Origin of the sequence: Bradyrhizobium erythrophlei, from assembly GCF_900129505.1 — a bacterium.
Lineage (GTDB): Bacteria > Pseudomonadota > Alphaproteobacteria > Rhizobiales > Xanthobacteraceae > Bradyrhizobium > Bradyrhizobium erythrophlei_D.
The window spans coordinates 8,217,533-8,236,079 of record NZ_LT670818.1 but is presented as its reverse complement, the minus strand read 5'-3'; the positions used below and the strand labels follow the sequence as shown (position 1 = coordinate 8,236,079).

Genomic DNA, 18,547 nt, shown 5'->3' with positions numbered 1-18,547 from the left:
GAAGTTACGTCAGCACCCCCACGATCGCGCCCATCAGACAGGTAGTCAGCGTGCCCGAGACGATCGATTTCAGTCCGAGCGCATTGATCTCCTCGCGGCGTTCCGGCGTCATGGTGCCGAGGCCGCCGATCATGATGCCGAGGCTGCCGAAATTGGCGAAGCCGCACATCGCATAGAGCATGATCAGCCGCGAGCGGGAATCGAGCGCGTCGGCGCCGAGCTTCGACAGATCGACATAGGCGATCAGCTCGTTGAGCACGGTCTTGGTACCCATCAGGCTGCCCGCGGTGATCGCCTGCGGCCAGGGAAGGCCCAACAGCCAGCATACCGGCGCCATCGCGTAGCCGAGCACCCGCTGCAACGAAATCGGCCCCCCGATCTCGGGCAGGAGTCCCAAAATGGCGTTGGCGAGATAGACCAGCGCCACCAGCACGATCAGCATCGCGACGATGTTGAGGAGCAGTTCGAGGCCGGCGACGGTGCCCTTGACGATCGCCTCCATGGTGGAGGAAGCGTGCATCTCGGGATCGCTTAGCGCCCCGCCGGTCCTGATGTCGCTGGTCTCCGGTACCATGATCAGGCTGATCAGGATCGCCGCCGGCGCGCCCAGCACCGAGGCGATGACAAAATGTGCGGCGGCGTCGGGAATCAGCGGTGCCAGCAGCGTGGCGTAGAGCACCAGCACGGTGCCGGCGATCCCGGCCATGCCGCCGGTCATCACCAGGAACAATTCGCTGCGCGTCAGCTGTGCGAGGTACGGCCGGATGAACAGCGGCGCCTCCACCATGCCGAGAAAGATGTTGGCGGCAGTGGAAAGTCCCACCGCGCCGCCGACGCCGAGCGTGCGCTCCAAGAGCCACGCCATGCCGCGCACGATCGGCGGCAGGATGCGCCAGTAGAACAGCAGCGTGGTGAGCACACTCATCACCAGCACGACGGGGAGCGCCTGGAACGCGAGAATAAAATCCGCGCCCGGCGCCTTGAGGTCGAACGGCAGTGCGCCGCCGCCGAGATAGCCGAACACGAAGGACGTGCCGGCGCGCGAGGCCGACGAAATCGCGCCGACGGCATCGTTGATGATTCCGAAGGCGCGCGCGACGACCGGCAATTTGATCAGGATGATTGCGGTGAGCACGGTGACGAAAAGCCCGACGGCCGCCTGCCGCAGCGACACGCTGCGGCGGTTTTCCCCAAACGCCCAGGCGATCGCGAGCAATGCGAACACGCCGAACGCCGATTGCAGTTGAAGCATCGACACCCCCAAGCCACAAGGATTATGGCAGCGGCGGGCTTGCATGTGCAATACCAAGGGGCGGTCTTGGTCGTGTTTCCGCGGAACGGGCGAACCTCGGCATTGACAATCAGCCGAGGGTCGGTCACGGCCTCTCATCGGACTTGGAGCAGGGCGACTGCTTCCCATTCGACGTAAAGCAGAACCGGTTGATCGATGTCGTCCCTGACCCAAGCGGGCTCCAGCGCCCTGCTCAAGCATCCCTCGTTTCTGCTCTTCGTGCTGTCGCGCGCTTTCTCACGTTTCTCCGGCCAGATCGCCGCCGTGGCGGTCGGCTGGCAGATCTACGACCTGACCGGCAGCGCGTTCGATCTCGGCATGATCGGACTGGTGCAATTCCTGCCCACGGCATTGCTGGTGTTCGTGGCGGGACACGCGGTCGATCGCTACGAGCGCAAGCGGGTCGTACAGATATGCCTGCTCGTCGAGGCGCTGACGGCGCTGTTGCTGGCATGGGGCGCCTATACGGGCTCGCTCACGGTGCTGCAGATCTTCGTGGCCATGGCCGTACTGGGCACGGCCGGTGCGTTCGAAAGTCCGGCGATCTCCGCGCTGCTGCCTTTGGTCGCGCCGCAAGGCTCACTGCAGCGCGCCACCGCAATTTCGAGCGGCGTCGGCCAGATCGCTACCATCACCGGCCCGGCGCTTGGCGGCCTGGCCTATGCGGTCGCGCCCGCATTGCCCTATGGGCTGATGGTGGCGTTCTGCCTTGCCGGTACGCTCCTGATGGGTGCGATCCGGCCGACCCAGCCAGCCGTGGTCAGGGACGCCGCATCGCCGGCCGACCTGTTCGCCGGCGTCAGGTTCGTCCGCGACAATGCGGCAATCCTCGGTACGATCTCTCTGGACCTGTTCGCGGTGCTGCTCGGCGGCGCCACGGCGCTGCTGCCGATCTATGCGCGCGATATCCTTCAGACCGGTCCGCTCGGCCTCGGCATCCTGCGCGCCGCGCCCGCGGTCGGCGCGCTGCTGATGACCGCCGTGCTGGCGCGACATGCCATCCACCGGCGCGTCGGGATGCGGATGTTTCAGGCCGTAATCGTGTTCGGCCTGGCAACTATCGTATTCGCGGTTTCCCGCTCGATGGCGCTATCGGTGGTGGCGCTGGCGATCATGGGGGCAGCCGACACCGTCAGCGTGGTGATCCGCTTTTCCCTGGTCCAGCTCGCCACGCCGGATGAGATGCGCGGCCGGGTCGGCGCGGTGAACTTCCTGTTCATCAACGCCTCCAACCAGCTCGGCCAGTTCGAAAGTGGCCTCACCGCCGCGCTGTTTGGCGCCGTGCCGGCCGCCGTGCTGGGCGGCGTCGGCACGGTCGCGATCGCGCTGTTGTGGATGAAACTGTTTCCGACCCTGCGCAATGTCGAGCGGCTGGAGTAGGGCTGAAACGGATATCTATCCGCCCACTCACCTCATGAGGAGCACGCGCCAGCGTGCGTCTCGAAGGATGGGCCACGGGCTCATGGTTCGAGACGGCGCTTTGCGCCTCCTCACCATGAGGGACTGGAGCCTCGGCGAACGGTTACCCCCGCCCGACGAACGGCATCTTGCTCGCCATGACCGTCATGAACAGCACGTTGGCGTCGAGCGGCAGGCTCGCCATATAGGCCACGGCGTCGCCGACCGCTTTCGCATCCATGCGCGGCTCCGGCATCTTCTTGCCGTCAGGCTGCAGCACGCCGTCGACCATGCGGTCGGTCATCGGGGTCGCGGCATTGCCGATGTCGATCTGGCCGACCGCGATGTCGTAGGCGCGGCCGTCGAGGTTGGTGGCCTTGGTGAGGCCGGTGATGGCGTGCTTGGTCGAGGTATAGGCCGCGGAGAACGGCCGCGGCGCGTGCGCCGAAATCGAGCCGTTGTTGATGATGCGACCGCCGCGCGGGGTCTGGTCCTTCATGATGCGGAAGGCGTGCTGCGTGCACAGGAACGGCGCGGTCAGATTGGTGTTCACCACCGCCTGCCACTGCGCCAGACCGAGATCCTCGAACGGCACCGGCGGCGCGCCCATGCCGGCATTGTTGAAGAGCACGTCCAGCCGCCCGTAGACGTCCATCACCTTGGCGAACAGGGCTGCGATCGATCCGGGATCGGTCATGTCGGCGGACACCGGCAGGCTCTTGCCGATGGTGTCGCCGAGCTTCTGGGTCTCCTGCAGCATTTCCATGCGCCGCCCGGCGAGCACCACGGTGAAGCCGGCCTTCATCAGCGCCAGCGACGCCGCGCGTCCGACGCCGGTGCCGGCGCCGGTCACCAGCGCGATTCTGTTTGCTGCCTCGGTCATGTTTCCTCGCTTTTTTGTTCTTGGTTCAGGTTTCGGTTTTATAGGGTGGTCTGGGAATGTTCTGATGCGCCGCCCGCAGCGCCGCCGACCAGCGCGAGCGCAGATCGTGGAAATACGGCTCGCCCGCCTCGATGCGGTGATTGAGATCGGCGTCGCAGACGTCGGAGCGCACGACCAGCACGTCGATCGGCAGCCCAACGCCGAGATTGGAGCGCATCGTCGAATCCATCGAGATCAGGCTGGTCTTGAGCGCTTCGTACAATTCGACGTCGTAATGCATGGCGCGGTCGAGCACCGGTTTGCCGTATTTGTGCTCGCCGATCTGCAAATAGGGCGTGTCGGTGGTACATTCGATGAAATTGCCGGCCGGATAGACCATGAACAGCCGCATCCGCGCGCCCTTGATCTGGCCGCCGAACAGGAACGAGACGTCGAAATTGATGTCTTCGGACTGCAAGGCGGTGCCCTCGGTGGCGTGAACGCTGCGGATCGCCTTGCCGATGCGCTGCGCCGCCTGGAACATGGTCGGGGCGTTCAGCAGCGTTTCGAGCTCGCCGGTGTGGGGGTCCTCGAGCCCTTCGGTCAGGGTCGAGAGCACCGACTGGCTGATCGCGAGATTGCCGGCGCTGGCGATCGCCATGATGCGCTCGCCCGGCTTGGAGAAGATATGCAGCTTGCGGAAGGTCGAGACATTGTCGAGGCCGGCATTGGTCCTGGTGTCCGCGATCATGACCAGGCCGTCCCGCACCAAAACTCCGCAGCAATAGGTCATTCCCGGGTCCCCGAACGCATCACACGGCGAGAATTACTAGCCAATTTTGCGGGGTCCTCCAACCCCATTCGGGCATTCCCGCTGCGCACCGCGCGAATTCGGCGATGGCGTTGGAAATAGTGACCGGCTGGATAACGATCCGTTGAATCCAAGGCAGGGGCTGCACCTGAAAAGGCGGATGAAGGTCGGCGGCCTGATCCTGGCCGCGCAGCTTCTGGGCGGCGGCGGGTGCCCTCGCGGGCCCCTGGGAAGACGGCATGGCGGCCTATAACCGCGGCGATTACGTGCCGGCGATGCAGGTATTCCGCGCCATGGCCCAACAGGGCAATGCAAAGGCCCAAAGCCGTGCTCGGGGTCTCATTTCAGGGCAAGTAAAATGATTGAAGTGCAGGCCGCGCACTGAGAAAACATGCCCGCGGGCTCGATGTCAGCTGCTACCGCAAAAGCGGACATTCGTCAGGGCGAGCAGCGCTTCCGTTTCGTGCCACAAGCGGACATCAAACGAACTTACCACCCGCGACACAGCGGCAACTGACGGTGATTTGATGCCTTCAGAGTCTCCATTAACGGAGAGCTTGCTCGAATTGTCAGGCTTGCATTGCCGGACGTTCGGACCATGCGTAATCTTGTCGAGCCAGTTCTGGAAGCGGCCTGATCGGCGGCCGCATCGCAACCGTCTCACCTGGGTGTGTCGTGTGAAGGACTGCTGGCTATGTCGGAAGTAGCTAAATTTTCAGCGATTGAGACACTGCGCGATGGACGCCGCGTTGAAATCCGCGCGCTCAGGCACGAGGATCGGAACGGCCTTGAACAAGCCGTCAGCCGCGCCAGCGCTGAGTCCCTCCGCCGTCGTTTCTTTTCGATAAGACGCCATTTTTCCGAACAGGAAATGGAATTCTTCTCGGACATCGACTTTGTCAGCCATGTAGCCTTGGTCGCCGTCGCTGAGGAAGGCCGAGGACCGGTCATCGTGGGGGGTGGACGCTACATCGTCCTTGAGCCGGGTCGTGCTGAGGTGGCTTTCGCCTTGATCGACGAATACCAGGGACAAGGGATCGGCGCCGCACTGATGCGTCATCTTGCCGCAATCGCCCGGGATGCCGGGCTGAAGGAATTGATCGCCGAAGTCTTGCCGGAGAACACTGCGATGGTGAAAGTTTTCAAGAAAAGCGGATTGCACCCGACTACGAGACGAGAAGCCGACATTATGCATGTGACGCTCCAGCTCTTTTAAGTGCGGGAGTTCAACCTGCCGCGCGCTGCTTGATTCTGGAGGATGAAGGTGCCCGCATGAAGGATTCTGCGACCAGCTGGTACGGAGCGATGTGGCGAGTGCCACCGGCACGTTGGTTGGCGGAATATCGCGCCGCGTGGCTGCGCGGCGATATCATCGCCGGCGTTACGCTGGCGGCCTACGCGATCCCGGTTTCTCTCGCCTATGCGGGACTTGCCGGCCTGCCTCCGCAGGCCGGCGTGTATGGCTACCTATTGGGCGGACTCGGCTATGCTCTGCTCGGGTCATCGCGCCAACTGGCAATCGGACCGACCTCCGCCATCTCGCTTATGATTGCCGGTACTGTCGTGGACATGGCAGGTGGAAACGCACCGCACTATGCACAGATCGCGAGCCTCGCCGGCTTCACGGTGGCGATGCTTTGTGTGATCGCCTGGTTATTGCGACTGAGCGCGCTGGTAAAATTGATCAGCGACAGCGTCCTGGTTGGGTTCAAGGCCGGCGCCGGGCTGACCATCGCGATGACCCAACTGCCGAGTCTGATTGGCGTCGTCGGCGGCGGACATAATTTTTTCGAGCGCGCCGCGCTACTCGCCGGGCAAATCGGCCAGACCAACTACCTCGTACTTGCCATCGGCTTCATCGCGATCATGCTGCTGGTGTTCGGCGAGCGCCTGCTGCCAGGAAAACCCGTCGCACTCGGCGTTGTTGCTCTGTCAATTACCGCCGTTACGATGCTTGGGCTTCCCGCGCTTGGCGTGCCCATTACGGGAAATATTCCCGCCGGCCTGCCAACCCTGGAAGGCCCTGCGCTGCGGCTGCGTGATGTCGAAGACATTGTGCCGCTGGCCGCCGGCTGCCTGCTGCTCGCCTATATCGAAAGCGTCTCTGCGGGCCGCGCCTTCGCGGCAAAGCACGGATATCATATCGATCCGCGGCAAGAGCTTCTCGGCATCGGTGCGGCAAATCTCGCCGCCGCGCTGGGACATGGTTATCCCGTGGCTGGCGGGCTATCGCAATCAGCCGTGAATGACAAGGCGGGGGCCCGCACGCCACTCTCCCTTGTCTTTGCTTCGATAACCCTTGCGCTGTGCTTGTTGTTTCTTACCGGGCTGCTGGAAAACCTGCCGAAGGCGGTGCTGGCGGCCGTGGTGCTGACCGCTGTATCGGGGCTTTTGGATTTTCCGGCCCTGTTCCGGATGTGGCGCGTGAGCCGGCTCGACTTCTATGCTGCGGCGATCGCTCTCGGCGCCGTGCTGCTTCTGGGCATCCTGCAGGGCATCCTGCTCGCTGCAGTCGCGTCCATCCTGATGTTGCTGGCGCGCGCATCGCAGCCGCACGTGGCGTTCCTCGGCCGTATTCCCGGCACGAATAGCTACTCGGACCTCGCGCGTCATCCCGACAACGAAGTCCTGGCTGGCGCGATTGCCTTCCGTCCCGAAGCCTCTCTGATCTACGTCAATGCCGACGCTATCTTGGAAGCGGTTCTGGGCCGTGTTCGAGCGGTCGATGCGTCCGACGTTCGCGTGGTGATCTGCGATCTTTCCGCATCGCCCTATGTCGATCTAGGGGGTTCGCGGATGCTGCACCAGCTGCACGGCGAACTTGCCGCCCGGGGCGCTGCATTGCGCATCGTCGGGGCGCACGGATGGGTGCGCGATCTGCTGCGAGCCGACGGCATAGCTGAAAAGGTCGGAGGGCTGGACAGGGTAGCGAGGCTCGATCGTCTGCTCGGTGGTGACGACCGCTAGGGCGGCTGCCATTTTGTCGCAGCACGATTGGCCGAATGGAGGAATTAGTTTAAGATTTCCCTCCCCGGGAGCATTGGTTGATGGAGGAAGTCATGCCGTCCAAACCTGATGACCTGTTGCCAATGCAAAAGATTTCATGAAGAAGCTCGCTATCAGCGAGGCGGACGAGGCCGCAAAGGCGGCGCGCCAGCAACAAATGGCCGAAGCCGAAAAGCGAAAATTGCTGGAGCAATTGGAGAGACCGTCGGGCGTGTCGGACGATGAACGAATTAAACGTGCGGTGGCAATCATCGAGCGTGCCGTGCGCAACGGGAAGACCGAAGTTGAGTTTATTCGTTTTCCAGTCGACGTCTGCACCGATCGTGGCCGCGCCATCAATCAGCAGGAGCGGCGCTGGGAAAGCACCCTGACGGGGTTGCCTAAAGAACTCTATGATGCCTGGGCTAAGTACTTCCGACCGCGCGGGTATAAATTGCGGGCCGAAATCGTGCAATTTTCGGGAGACAGGCCGAGCGATATCGGCATGACGCTGAGCTGGAACTGAATGCGTTTCGCCGGCTCTCCGGCCTGCAGGATTGATCAACGTGGAGGGATGCGCGGATTCGGAAAGTTTTTTGATGCGGCAAAGTGACGGCCGATTGAAGGGCAATTGCAATGACACTCAAGGACAACCGCGAAGCTCCCGACGAGGTGAAGGCAAAAGACAGCCATCTCGAGAAGATGAAGCGCAAGGTCTATGAGCGCGAAATGCGCAAGCTGCAGGTCCGACTCTGCAAACTGCAGGATTGGGTGAAAGAGAAGGGCCTGCGTGTCGTCATCGTGTTCGAGGGACGGGACGCCGCCGGCAAGGGCGGAACCATCAAAGCCCTCACTGAAAAGGTTAGTCCGCGCGTTTTTCGCGTTATCGCGCTCCCCGCTCCATCGGATCGCGAAAAATCCCAGATGTACTTGCAGCGCTACATCGAACGGTTTCCGGCCGCCGGCGAAATCGTCATCTTCGATCGCAGTTGGTACAATCGAGCCGGCGTTGAACACGTCATGGGATTTTGCAGTGAGCAGGAACACAAACGTTTCCTCGAGCTTTGCCCGCCGGTTGAAAATTTCATGACTGACGGCGGCCTCATATTGATCAAGATTTGGCTCGAAGTCGGACAGGACGAGCAAAGGCGGAGGTTTGAGGCCCGCATCGAGGATCCGCTCCGGCAATGGAAGCTGAGCCCGATGGATATCGAATCGTACGATCGTTGGTACGATTACTCGCGGGCGCGAGACATGATGCTAAGAATAACCGACACCAAGCACGCGCCCTGGTTCATCGTGCGCTCCGATGACAAGCGGCGGGCGCGGCTCAATTGCATTTCGCACATTCTCGACCAGATCCCGGCCAAGGGAGTGACGCGCCCCAAGGTCAAACTGCCCAAGCGCTCAAACAAGCGAAAATACGACGATCAATCGACGCTAAAGGGCAAGAATTTCGTTCCTGAAAGATATTGAGCTGTTCACAATTTTCGTGGCTGAGCCGTCAGGCAAACGCTCGCCAGCCGAACCATCACAGCTTCCGTCCCCGCGTCACTCGGCCACGGGTTCGGATCACGGGTTCCGTGAGAAACCATCATTGCTTGTAGTGGTAAAGAGCATCGCTCCCTGCCAAACATTCGATGGTGCTCTGCGCAGCGGAGCCTGCACACCGAAAGCCGGAAGAATGAATTACAAGAAGCTGTCACAAGCAGTGCAGCATTGTTTCTAGGAAGCTTATGTGACCAAAGAGCACAAAATTGATACTGAAACTGAAAAGCTAAACGAGACGGTCATCGGATTGGCCATTCGTCTTTCGTTCCTGGGCGTCATTTTGTTTTTGACGTTATCGATCATTAGTCCATTTCTTGAGACCATCGCCTGGAGTGTCGTGTGGGCCGTGGCGCTGTATCCAGTTTTTGATCTGATCACGAAGTTGCTCGGTGGACGTCGAAGATTAGCCGCGGCACTGATCACAATTCTGCTTCTCTTGATTGTCTTTGGGCCTGTGACCTGGCTCGGTCTGGATTTGGTTGATGTCCCGCGGATGATCTACGCACGCCTCGACTCGGGGGCGTTGTCGGTTCCTCCGCCTATCGAGAGTGTGAAAAACTGGCCGTTGATCGGCGAGCCATTATTCCAATTTTGGGAACTCGCATCAACCAACCTTAGCGCGGCGCTTGTCAAAATCGCTCCGCACCTCAAGCCGCTTGGCGGCACTCTGCTTGGAGCCGCCGGAAACGTTGGCACCGCGATTCTTCAATTCTTGGCTTCCGTGATCATCGCAGGATTCCTGTTTTCGCCCGGTCCGAAACTGGTCGAAACCGTTGCCGTGTTTCTAAATCGGCGCGTTTCAAGGCGCGGCAACGAATTCATGCAGCTGGCGGGTGCAACAATTCGAAACGTGTCGCAAGGCGTCATCGGCGTTTCGCTCTTGCAGGCGCTTCTTGCGGGTATCGGGCTGATGGCAGTCGGCGTGCCAGGCGCAAGCCTGATTGCGTTCGGCGTCCTCATCCTGGGAATTATTCAAATCGGCCCGTCCGTGATTATAGTTCCCGTCATCATCTGGAGTTGGATGACGATGGAAACGTTAACGGCGCTGATCTTTACCGCCTATATGGTACCGGTGAACTTGATAGATAACATACTTAGGCCAATCATCTTTGCCCGCGGCCTGAAGACGCCGATGCTGGTGATCATTGTCGGCGTCATTGGAGGCACTCTTTCTAATGGAATCATCGGCCTTTTCGTTGGCCCAATCGTGCTGGCGGTTGCTTGGGATTTGTTAGTCGCTTTTGTACGAGGGGACGATACTGGTTCAACTTAGCTCAATCTAAGGCATGTCAGTTTGCGGTATCACCGGAAGTCGCGCTTTCTATTCGATCCCAGCTTGCTGACGGCGTTGATCGTCGCAGGCTCTGCAACCAGTGCGGCCGCTACGCCAGCCCGTTTCGCTACGAAGCTCAGGCGCAGCGACATTGCCCTGTTGACACTGTAGTCTGGCTCGATTTTCGAAAAGAGATCTATTACCACAAACGGCAGAAACGCTACCCCCGGGGCAGTACCGGGAGCTTCGTGTGCCTGGACGAAGCCCGCAGGAACGGTTACCGCCGCTCGTTGCTCGGACTTCGGTAGGCCGAACCTGGGGACTTCAACTCTGACTTAGAAAAGGCGCGCGACCTCAACGCTCCGAATATGGCCGGTCAGCGCCTGCCGACTCGATTAACCGGACCGCCACGATTCATCGGTGTTCCAGGCCGTACTCCAACACCACGGGCACCGACGCCGGGGGTCACCACTGCCCGCGCGACCGGCCGCGGCCGCAGCACGACGCCAGGCCTCACGACGCACCCGGCCGGATACGCAACGTATTGGCAGTACACCACGGCACTGGCCTGTTCAGTGCTTGCGGCCACGAACCCAGTGATCAGCAGCGCCGATAAAGCGATCGAAAGCTTCATTTTGGCCTCCTCGATCCGGAACGTCTAAATGGTCCCATTGAGCGATCTGCGCTTGATGCAGCTCAAGGGTCAGCCCGCTTAGAGTATTGGGCGATAAGATCATGGCCGAACTGCAGTTCGCCAAACGTTTCGATATGCCGGAAGGGTCTGGCGAAATGCCGTTGCACCCGCCGTCGGTAGCGGGGACTTATATTTCTCGGCGGATGTCCGCGATGGGGTCAAAAACGGTCCTGACGCCTTGAGAACGGGATGTCTGTATTACCCCCGAAAGCAGACATCGACATCGACGCGAAAATCCGTGTGCCGGAAGTACAACGACTATCTTACGACTGGCTCTGCCACTGCCCCTGACGGCCGCCGGCCTGTTCGACCTTGACTGCGACCGTCAGCGTTTCCATGCCGCCGCCATAGCGGGTACCGCGCACTGGGGCGGCGCCGAGATAGTCCAGGCCGATGGCGACGCGGGCATGGGCGTCGGTGGTGCAGATGCCGTTGGCCGGATCGAAGCCGACCCAGCCGAGATCCGGCACGTAGGCTTCCGCCCAGGCGTGGCCGGCCGCCTGATGCGCCATCCCGTCGGAGCGCAGGAAATGGCCGGACACGAAGCGCGCCGGCACCAGGCCGCTTCGCGCGCAGGCGATGAAGATATGCGCATAGTCCTGGCACACCCCGCGCTTCAGTCCGAAGGCTTCCACCGCGGAGGTACCGCTGTTGGTGGGATCCTCGTCGAAGGTCATGTGCTCGTTGATCTGCATCATCAGCGCATGCAGGAATCCGAGCACGTCCTCTTCGGACTCCAAGCGCAGATCGCGCGCGAAATTCGCCATCGCCGGATTGACTTCGGTGAGCGAGGTCGAGCGCAGGAACAGGCTCGGCGGAAAGCGCTCGTCGGTGCCCCTCAGCACGCCCCCGGTGTCGTGGGTCTCGATCAGGCCTTCGACCTTGATGGTGAGATCGGCGGTGGTCCCCTCGGTCAGGACATGGGTGACATTGCCGAACGCGTCCTGGTGCACCTGCAGGCGGGAATCGGTGGAGACGTCGATCTGCCATTCGGCGACATATTGCCCGTCATGGCTGCCGGGCGTCATCCGCAGGGTCTGAATAACGCCGCTGGCCGGCGGTTCGTAGCGGTAGCTTGTCGTATGGGCAATTCGCAGGCGCATGGGTTACCGGTGCTGGAGTCTTGTTACATCATAGAGCTAGAGAGATCGTCATGCCCGGCCAGAAGCGCGTCTTCGCGCTAGATGTCCCGGGCATTCACGTCTTTCTTGATCGATCGTCCTCAAGCAAGATGTGGATGGCCGGGCATAGCCGTCTGAAGGACGGCGTCGCTTCCACTCGCCTATGCCCGGCCATGACGGTGTTCAAATCAGATATTGCTTGGTGATGATTTCGCCAAGCCGGGAATTATCCGAAATGAACTCCTGGATGAATTCGTGCACGCCGTGCTGGAAGATATCGTCCATGTGGCTGTGTTCAAGCCGGTTGCGCACCCCGCGGGCATGGCGCTGGGAAGGGCCCTGGCGGCCATAGGCGACGCCGATCTGGTCGAGGTTGCGCACCAGATTGCCGTAGCAGCTCGCCAGCGACCGCGGCAGCGAGTCGTTGAGGATCAGAAGATCGGCGATCAGCCAGGGTTTCAGGGTTTCCCGGTAGACCCAGTGATAGGCGGTCAGCGCCGAGACCGAGCGCAGGATCGAGGTCCACTGGTAATAATCGAGCGGACCGCCGACATGCTCCTCTTCGGGCAGCAGCACGTGATATTTGACGTCGAGGATGCGGGCGGTGTTGTCGGCGCGCTCCAGGTGCACGCCGAGCCGCGAGAACCAGTAGGCGTCGTTGCGCAGCATGGTCCGGTAGGCCGAGCCGTCGAACCGCAGCGAGGTTTCCTGCACGAAGCGCAGGAATTTGGTCAGCTCCTCGCGCGTTTTGGTGCCCTTGCTCCAGATTTCCTGAAGGTCGATCCAGGCCGAGTTGATGGTGTCCCACATCTCGCCGGTCAGCGCCGTGCGCACCGAGCGCGAATTCAGCCGGGCGTTTTCGATGCAGTTGCGGATCGAGGAGGGATTTTCCGGCGCGAACGACAGATAGTCGACGACGTTGCGCTCGTTGGCCTCTTCGTAAACTTGATAGAAGTTGGCGCTGACGCCCGCGGTAAGCAGCGCCGAATCCCACTCATTGGTCTTGCCGACATAGGCGTTGGGCAGTGCGGTGACGCGCAGCGTCGCCTCGATGGTGCGCGCCAGATATTCCGCGCGTTCGACGTAGCGGGCGAGCCAGTACAGGTTTTCGGCGGTGCGCGACAGCATGCGTCTACTCGTCCAGTATCCAGGTATCCTTGGTGCCGCCGCCCTGGCTTGAATTCACCACCAGCGAGCCTTCCTTCAGCGCTACGCGGGTCAGCCCGCCCGGCACGATGGTGACGTGATTGCTCCCCGTGAGCACGAACGGCCTTAAGTCGACATGGCGCGGCGCCAGCCCGCTCTGGACGCAGGTCGGACAGGTCGACAGCGCCAGCGTCGGCTGGGCGATAAAACCCTCAGGCTCGCGCTTTAATTTATCGCGAAATGCCTCGATGGTCGCTTTGGTCGCAGCGGGGCCGATCAGCATGCCGTAGCCGCCAGAGCCGTGCACTTCCTTGACCACCAATTCCCCGAGATTGTCGAGCACGTAAGCGAGATCCTTGGGCTCGCGGCAGCGCCAGGTCGGCACGTTCTTGAGGATCGGCTCTTCGCCGAGATAGAATTTCACGATGTCCGGCATGTAGGAATAGACCGCCTTGTCGTCGGCGATGCCGGTGCCGACGGCGTTGGCCAGGGTGATATTGCCGGCCGCGTAGGCCGACATCAGCCCGGGCACGCCGAGCGCGGAATCGGGGCGGAAGGTGAGGGGGTCGAGGAAGTCGTCGTCGACCCGGCGGTAGATGACGTCGACGCGCTTCAAACCTTCGGTGGTGCGCATGAAGACCTCGTCGTTCTTGACGATGAGGTCGCGGCCCTCGACCAGCTCGATGCCGAGTTTGTCGGCCAGGAAAGAATGCTCGTAATAGGCGGAATTGTAGACCCCGGGGGTCATCAGCGCCACCGTCGGCTCGGCCGCGGCGCTGAGCGGGGCCACCGACCGCAGCGCCGACAACAGCTCGTCCGGATACTTTTCCACAGGCGCGACGCGGTGGCGGGCGAACAGGTCCGGAAACAGCCGCATCATGATTTCGCGGTTTTCCAGCATGTAGGACACGCCCGAGGGCGTGCGCGCATTGTCCTCCAGGACGTAGAAGTTTTCCGGGTCGACGCGGACGATGTCGATGCCGGCGATGTGGACATAGACGTCGTGCGGCACCTCCTGTCCGTTCATCTCGGGGCGGAATACCGGATTCTGGAAGATCAGGTCGTCCGGGATGATATTGGCGCGCAGCACGTCGCGGCCGTGATAGATGTCGCGCAGGAACATATTGAGCGCGCGCACCCGCTGTTTCAGGCCTTTTTCCAGGATCCCCCATTCCTTGCCTGACATGATGCGGGGGATCACGTCGAAGGGGATTAGCCGCTCCTGGGCCTCGGCGTCGCCATAGACGGCAAAGGTGATGCCAATCCGGCGGAACAGCAGCTCCGCCTCCTGACGACGATATTCCAGGGCGTCCGGTGGCGTCTCCTTGAGCCAGCGGGAGAGCTCCTGGTAGGCCGGGCGGACGTCGCCGCCGGGCCCGTTCATTTCATCGAACGCAACTGCCATATACCCCGACTGTTTTCTCGTGCCATGCGGGACAGTGCATGACTTAAAGGGATGGTAGCAAGGCCCGGGCCAGCGCGATATGCATTGGAGGGGGCTTTTGGGGGCGGATCGGTTCTCCGGCTGCCTGAAAAACCGGCTGCCGGGTGCTTATTACGTTAGCAATGCCCGGTGGCTTCAAGGGGTGGGTTGAGCAAGGTCAAGGAGAGGATATGAGCGAGATCGTCACCGCGGGGATTCTGGTGATCGGGGACGAGATCCTGTCCGGGCGGACCAAGGACAAGAACATCGGCTTCATCGCCGAATACCTGACCAATATCGGGATCGACCTCAAGGAGGTCCGCGTCGTCGCCGACGACGAGGCGGATATCGTTGCGGCGCTGGACGCGCTGCGCAAACGCTACGACTACGTCTTTACCACTGGCGGCATCGGGCCGACCCATGACGACATCACCGCAGATAGCGTCGCGAAAGCGTTCGGCGTCGGCATCGACCATCATCCGGAGGTGGTGGCGCGATTCCGCGAGCGCTGGGGCGCGCAGGACCTGAACGAGGCGCGCTTAAGGATGGCGCGGATTCCCGACGGCGCCGAGCTGATCCAGAGCGCGACCATCCTGGCGCCCGGTTTCAAGATCGGCAACGTCGTCGTCATGGCGGGCGTGCCCTCGATCATGCAGGCGATGATGGACATCGTCGCGCCGAAGCTGAAATCGGGGGTGCGGATGCTGTCGGACACCGTGCGCGCCAATGCCCGGGAAGGCGACATCGGCGGCCCCTTGCGCGAAATCGCAGGCGCCCATCCCGACACCGTGATCGGCAGCTACCCCTTCATCGACGAGGACCAGAAGCCGAACACCAACCTCGTGGTGCGTTCGCGCGATCCGGAGAAACTGGCCGCCGCGATGAATGCGGTGAAGGAAATGCTGGCGGGATTGAACGTGGTCCGTTAGCGGATAGGTCGTGGGGGGTGAGAAAAGGACAACGTCGTGGACAAGAATTCCTTTTTCTGGAAGGTCGTTGACGGCACGCTGCCGCTGCCGCCCTGCGCCATGACGTTGGGAACCAAATTCGCGGAGATCGATGGCGAACTCGGTACGGTCGAAATCAAATTCGAGGCGAAGCCCGAATTCCTCAACCCGGCCGGTAACGTGCAGGGTGGATTTCTCGCCGCCATGCTGGACGACACCATGGGACCGGCGCTGTTGGCAACGTTGGATGTCGGCGAACTTGCGGCAACCGTAAATCTCAATGTGCAGTTTCACCGGCCGGCCAAGGCGGGGCTATTGGCGGGTAAGGGGCGCGTGGTATTGCGCGGCAAGGAAATTTGCCAGCTCAGCGGCGAACTGTTTAAGAACGACAAGATCGTCGCGGCCGCAACGGCCACGGCCGTGATCCGAAAGATGTAGGAGCAGATTGATGGCGGACCATCCGGAACTGAGCGCGCAGGAGCGGGCGGGCAAGGCCTTTCCGGTCTCGTGGGACCAGTTCCACCGGGATTGCCGGGCGCTGACCTGGCGGCTGAACGAAGTCGGCCCGTTCCACGCGGTGATCGCAATCACCCGCGGCGGGCTGGTGCCAGCGGCGATCGTGGCGCGCGAGCTTGGCGTGCGCGTGATCGATACCGTTTGCATCGCCAGCTACGATCATACCAAACAGGGCGACTTGAAAGTTCTGAAGAGCGTGTCGGCCGACACCGCGAAACTCGGCGCCGGCACCGGCAGGGGCTTGCTGATCGTCGACGATCTCGTCGACACCGGCAAGACCGCACGCCTGGTGCGCGACATGCTACCGGACGCGCATTTCGCCACCGTCTATGCCAAGCCGAAGGGCCGCCCGCTGGTCGACACCTTCATCACCGAAGTGTCGCAGGACACCTGGATCTTCTTTCCCTGGGATACCGCGCTGTCGTTCCAGCCGCCGATCCGCGACGGCGCGGCATAGGGTATTGGCCGTCATTGCGAGCGAAGCGAAGCAATCCATCGTGCAGCAAGCTGGATTGCTTCGTCGCTTCGCTCCTCGCAATGACGGCTCCAGCCGACTCATCGGGCGTCCCGTCATGCCGCTGCAAAACCGCGTCACCCCTACCGGCGACATCATCGCCACGCCGCATCGCGGCATGTTCACCGGCAACCGCGGCATCATCCACGATCCCGCCACCAAAACCCTGACGCGGCGCTGGGCGAGCCAGACCTGGCTTACTTGCGTGTGCGAATTCCGGGGACGGCGGCGCGACGTGATGGGCACGCGCAGCTGGACCGAGCTGTTCTTTCTCGATGAGGCAACGGCTTTCGCGGCCGGGCACCGGCCCTGCTTTTACTGCCGCCGCGGCGACGCCAACCGGTTTCGCGCGGCCTGGGAGGAGGGCAATGGCGGCGCAAATCTGCTCGCCCGCGACATCGACGCCGTGCTGCATCGCGAGCGGCTCGATGGCCGGGCAAAGCAGCTGCACCCGCTGCCGACGCCAATGGCAAAATTGCCCGATGGCGCGATGCTGCAGCAGGGCAGCGAGAGTTTTGCGATTGTACGGGGGCGGGCACTCGTGTGGTCGCCCGCCGGCTATCGCGCGGCGCAGAACACGCCTCAAGACGCGTTGTTGCTGACACCACCCTCGACACTTCGGGCGCTATCGGCGGGATACCGGCCGGTGCTGCACGCGAGTGCAGAGCAACGTTGACCTAGCGCAGCGGCCGGCCATTTTCGTCGACGCTCATCCGGGATTCGCGCAAGGTCCAGTCGATCACGATTTGCCGGCAGCGCCGCAGCGCCGCCTCGTCCTGCCGGGCGCCGGCTGTACCCGTATTTGCCTCGACCGCCTGTTTCGTGCGTTCGACCATCGCCTGACAGCTCACGAACTCGGCGCGGCCCTCGGCGCGCACCGGCGACGCCGTCGCGGCCAGCAGCGCAACCATGATCGGGAACGCGAGTTTCGGCGCGACCGGCATCAGCCGAGCTGCTGCCGCGCCAGCTTCGCGCCGGCGCCGAGCGCCATCAGTTTTGCTTCCGCGATATCGCGATGCATCGGCGCCATGCCGCAATTGGTGGTGGCGATGATGTTGCTCTTCGGCACGAATTTCGACACCGCGTCGATCACCTGGACCACGTCCTCGGCGGTTTCCACGGTGTCGCTGGCGACGTCGATCACGCCGGCCTGCACGATCTTGCCCTTGAGCAGGCTGACCAGCTCCAGCGGCACCCTGGAATTGCGGCATTCGATCGCGACCTGCTGGATCGAGCTGCGGTCGATCGCGGGAAAGATATCCTCGTATTGCCGCCACTCGCCGCCGAGCGTCTCCTTCCAGTCGGTATTGGCCTTGATGCCGTAGCCGTAGCAGATGTGCACCGCGGTGGCGCAGGTCAGGCCTTCGGCGGCGCGCTCCAGCGCCTTGATGCCCCAGTCCGAGACCTCGTCCATGTAGACGTTGAAGGCGGGCTCGTCGAACTGGATCATGTCGACGCCGTCCGCCTGCAAGGCTTTTGCTTCCTCGTTGAGCAGTTCGGCGAAGGCGAACGCCATCTTGACGCGGTCGCCGTAATATTGGTCGGCAATGGTGTCGATGATGGTCATCGGGCCGGGCAAGGTGAATTTCAGTTTCCGCGTGGTGTGGGTGCGGGCGACGCGGGCCTCGTCGGCGTGGACGCGGCCCTTGAGCCGCAGCGGCGCCACCACCTGCGGCACCATCGCCTTGTAGCGGTCCTTGCGGATTCCCATTTCGACCTTGTGGGCGAAATCGATGCCTTCGATCTTCTCCAGGAAGCCATGGACAAAGTGCTGGCGCGACTGCTCGCCCTCGGTGACGATGTCGACGCCGGAATCCTCCTGCAGTTTCAGGACCAGCAGGGTGGCGTCGCGCTTGGCCCGCGCCAGCTCGTCACCTGACGATTTCCAGGGCGCCCACAGTCTGTTGGGCTCGGCCAGCCATTCCGGCTTCGGCAGGGAGCCGGCGATCGTGGTTGGAAACAGCATGAGGGCCTCCCGGGGTTTTGATTGAGCGTCTGTCTGCCATGTCTTATGG

General features: G+C 62.1%; 21 protein-coding genes and 1 pseudogene. 13 read left to right on the top strand and 9 right to left on the bottom strand.

Annotated features, from left to right (window positions below; genetic code table 11):
• Positions 1–4 precede the first annotated feature (4 nt).
• Positions 5–1,252 carry a NupC/NupG family nucleoside CNT transporter gene (locus B5525_RS38880; RefSeq protein WP_079571415.1) on the bottom strand — a complete coding sequence of 416 codons (1,248 nt, stop codon included), beginning with the start codon at positions 1,250–1,252 and terminating at the stop codon, positions 5–7.
• Between the two features lie 195 nt (positions 1,253–1,447).
• Between B5525_RS38880 and B5525_RS38875 the strand changes: the two genes are divergently transcribed.
• Positions 1,448–2,671, top strand: a complete 1,224-nt coding sequence (locus B5525_RS38875; RefSeq protein WP_079571413.1) for an MFS transporter — start codon at positions 1,448–1,450, stop codon at positions 2,669–2,671.
• A 142-nt stretch (positions 2,672–2,813) separates the two neighbouring features.
• On the opposite strand, the gene B5525_RS38870 is transcribed toward B5525_RS38875, so the two are convergent.
• Together B5525_RS38870 and B5525_RS38865 are read right to left on the bottom strand one after the other, a co-directional pair.
• Positions 2,814–3,572: an SDR family oxidoreductase gene (locus tag B5525_RS38870; protein WP_079571411.1), complete on the bottom strand. Its 759-nt coding sequence runs from the start codon at positions 3,570–3,572 to the stop codon at positions 2,814–2,816.
• Between the two features lie 25 nt (positions 3,573–3,597).
• Entirely contained in the window at positions 3,598–4,344 is a 747-nt protein-coding gene (locus B5525_RS38865) for a peptidase (RefSeq protein ID WP_079571410.1), read from the bottom strand.
• Between the two features lie 257 nt (positions 4,345–4,601).
• Between B5525_RS38865 and B5525_RS47395 the strand changes: the two genes are divergently transcribed.
• The 7 genes and pseudogenes from B5525_RS47395 to B5525_RS48100 all read left to right on the top strand — a co-directional run.
• Positions 4,602–4,724, top strand: coding sequence for a hypothetical protein (locus tag B5525_RS47395; protein WP_276328820.1), 123 nt, complete (start codon positions 4,602–4,604; stop codon positions 4,722–4,724).
• Between the two features lie 332 nt (positions 4,725–5,056).
• Positions 5,057–5,578 carry a GNAT family N-acetyltransferase gene (locus B5525_RS38855; RefSeq protein ID WP_079571407.1) on the top strand — a complete coding sequence of 174 codons (522 nt, stop codon included), beginning with the start codon at positions 5,057–5,059 and terminating at the stop codon, positions 5,576–5,578.
• Between the two features lie 56 nt (positions 5,579–5,634).
• Complete coding sequence (locus B5525_RS38850) at positions 5,635–7,329, top strand: SulP family inorganic anion transporter (RefSeq protein ID WP_079574381.1); 1,695 nt, start codon at positions 5,635–5,637, stop codon at positions 7,327–7,329.
• Positions 7,330–7,465: 136 nt separating this feature from the next.
• The gene (locus B5525_RS38845; RefSeq protein ID WP_079571405.1) at positions 7,466–7,873 is read left to right on the top strand and encodes a hypothetical protein; all 408 of its coding nucleotides are present in this window, start codon (positions 7,466–7,468) and stop codon (positions 7,871–7,873) included.
• Between the two features lie 176 nt (positions 7,874–8,049).
• Complete coding sequence (gene ppk2, locus B5525_RS38840; RefSeq protein ID WP_079574379.1) at positions 8,050–8,823, top strand: polyphosphate kinase 2; 774 nt, start codon at positions 8,050–8,052, stop codon at positions 8,821–8,823.
• A 262-nt stretch (positions 8,824–9,085) separates the two neighbouring features.
• Positions 9,086–10,171, top strand: coding sequence for an AI-2E family transporter (locus B5525_RS38835; RefSeq protein WP_244567732.1), 1,086 nt, complete (start codon positions 9,086–9,088; stop codon positions 10,169–10,171).
• A 116-nt stretch (positions 10,172–10,287) separates the two neighbouring features.
• Positions 10,288–10,479 (top strand): annotated as a pseudogene (locus B5525_RS48100) (hypothetical protein); the annotation flags it as partial.
• 68 nt (positions 10,480–10,547) lie between these two features.
• On the opposite strand, the gene B5525_RS46970 reads toward B5525_RS48100, so the two are convergent.
• Positions 10,548–10,805, bottom strand: a complete 258-nt coding sequence (locus B5525_RS46970; RefSeq protein WP_079571404.1) for a hypothetical protein — start codon at positions 10,803–10,805, stop codon at positions 10,548–10,550.
• A 101-nt stretch (positions 10,806–10,906) separates the two neighbouring features.
• Here B5525_RS46970 and B5525_RS45070 point away from each other — a divergent pair, with 101 nt between their 5' ends.
• Positions 10,907–11,047 (top strand): hypothetical protein, encoded by a 141-nt coding sequence (locus tag B5525_RS45070; protein WP_154073713.1) that lies wholly within the window; start codon positions 10,907–10,909, stop codon positions 11,045–11,047.
• A gap of 81 nt (positions 11,048–11,128) precedes the next feature.
• Here the strand turns inward: B5525_RS45070 and B5525_RS38820 are convergent, their stop codons facing one another.
• The 3 genes from B5525_RS38820 to B5525_RS38810 all read right to left on the bottom strand — a co-directional run bounded on the left by B5525_RS38820 (position 11,129) and on the right by B5525_RS38810 (position 14,537).
• Positions 11,129–11,968: a transglutaminase family protein gene (locus B5525_RS38820; RefSeq protein WP_079571402.1), complete on the bottom strand. Its 840-nt coding sequence runs from the start codon at positions 11,966–11,968 to the stop codon at positions 11,129–11,131.
• A gap of 201 nt (positions 11,969–12,169) precedes the next feature.
• Positions 12,170–13,114 carry an alpha-E domain-containing protein gene (locus B5525_RS38815; RefSeq protein WP_079571401.1) on the bottom strand — a complete coding sequence of 315 codons (945 nt, stop codon included), beginning with the start codon at positions 13,112–13,114 and terminating at the stop codon, positions 12,170–12,172.
• Between the two features lie 4 nt (positions 13,115–13,118).
• Entirely contained in the window at positions 13,119–14,537 is a 1,419-nt protein-coding gene (locus tag B5525_RS38810) for a circularly permuted type 2 ATP-grasp protein (protein WP_079571399.1), read from the bottom strand.
• Between the two features lie 209 nt (positions 14,538–14,746).
• Between B5525_RS38810 and B5525_RS38805 the strand changes: the two genes are divergently transcribed.
• The 4 genes from B5525_RS38805 (at position 14,747) to B5525_RS38790 (ending at position 17,208) form a co-directional block, all read left to right on the top strand.
• A complete protein-coding gene (locus tag B5525_RS38805; RefSeq protein WP_079571398.1) occupies positions 14,747–15,484 on the top strand; it encodes a competence/damage-inducible protein A in 738 nt (245 codons plus the stop codon).
• 36 nt (positions 15,485–15,520) lie between these two features.
• A complete protein-coding gene (locus B5525_RS38800; RefSeq protein WP_154073712.1) occupies positions 15,521–15,940 on the top strand; it encodes a PaaI family thioesterase in 420 nt (139 codons plus the stop codon).
• Positions 15,941–15,950: 10 nt separating this feature from the next.
• On the top strand, positions 15,951–16,475 hold the full coding sequence (gene gpt, locus B5525_RS38795) for a xanthine phosphoribosyltransferase (protein ID WP_079571396.1): 525 nt from the start codon (positions 15,951–15,953) through the stop codon (positions 16,473–16,475).
• Positions 16,476–16,590: 115 nt separating this feature from the next.
• A complete protein-coding gene (locus B5525_RS38790; RefSeq protein WP_079571394.1) occupies positions 16,591–17,208 on the top strand; it encodes a hypothetical protein in 618 nt (205 codons plus the stop codon).
• Between the two features lies 1 nt (position 17,209).
• On the opposite strand, the gene B5525_RS38785 is transcribed toward B5525_RS38790, so the two are convergent.
• Positions 17,210–17,476 (bottom strand): hypothetical protein, encoded by a 267-nt coding sequence (locus B5525_RS38785; protein ID WP_079571393.1) that lies wholly within the window; start codon positions 17,474–17,476, stop codon positions 17,210–17,212.
• Positions 17,476–18,498 carry a methionine synthase gene (locus tag B5525_RS38780; protein ID WP_079571391.1) on the bottom strand — a complete coding sequence of 341 codons (1,023 nt, stop codon included), beginning with the start codon at positions 18,496–18,498 and terminating at the stop codon, positions 17,476–17,478. The genes B5525_RS38785 and B5525_RS38780 overlap by 1 nt, the downstream gene beginning before the upstream one ends.
• Positions 18,499–18,547: the final 49 nt, after the last annotated feature.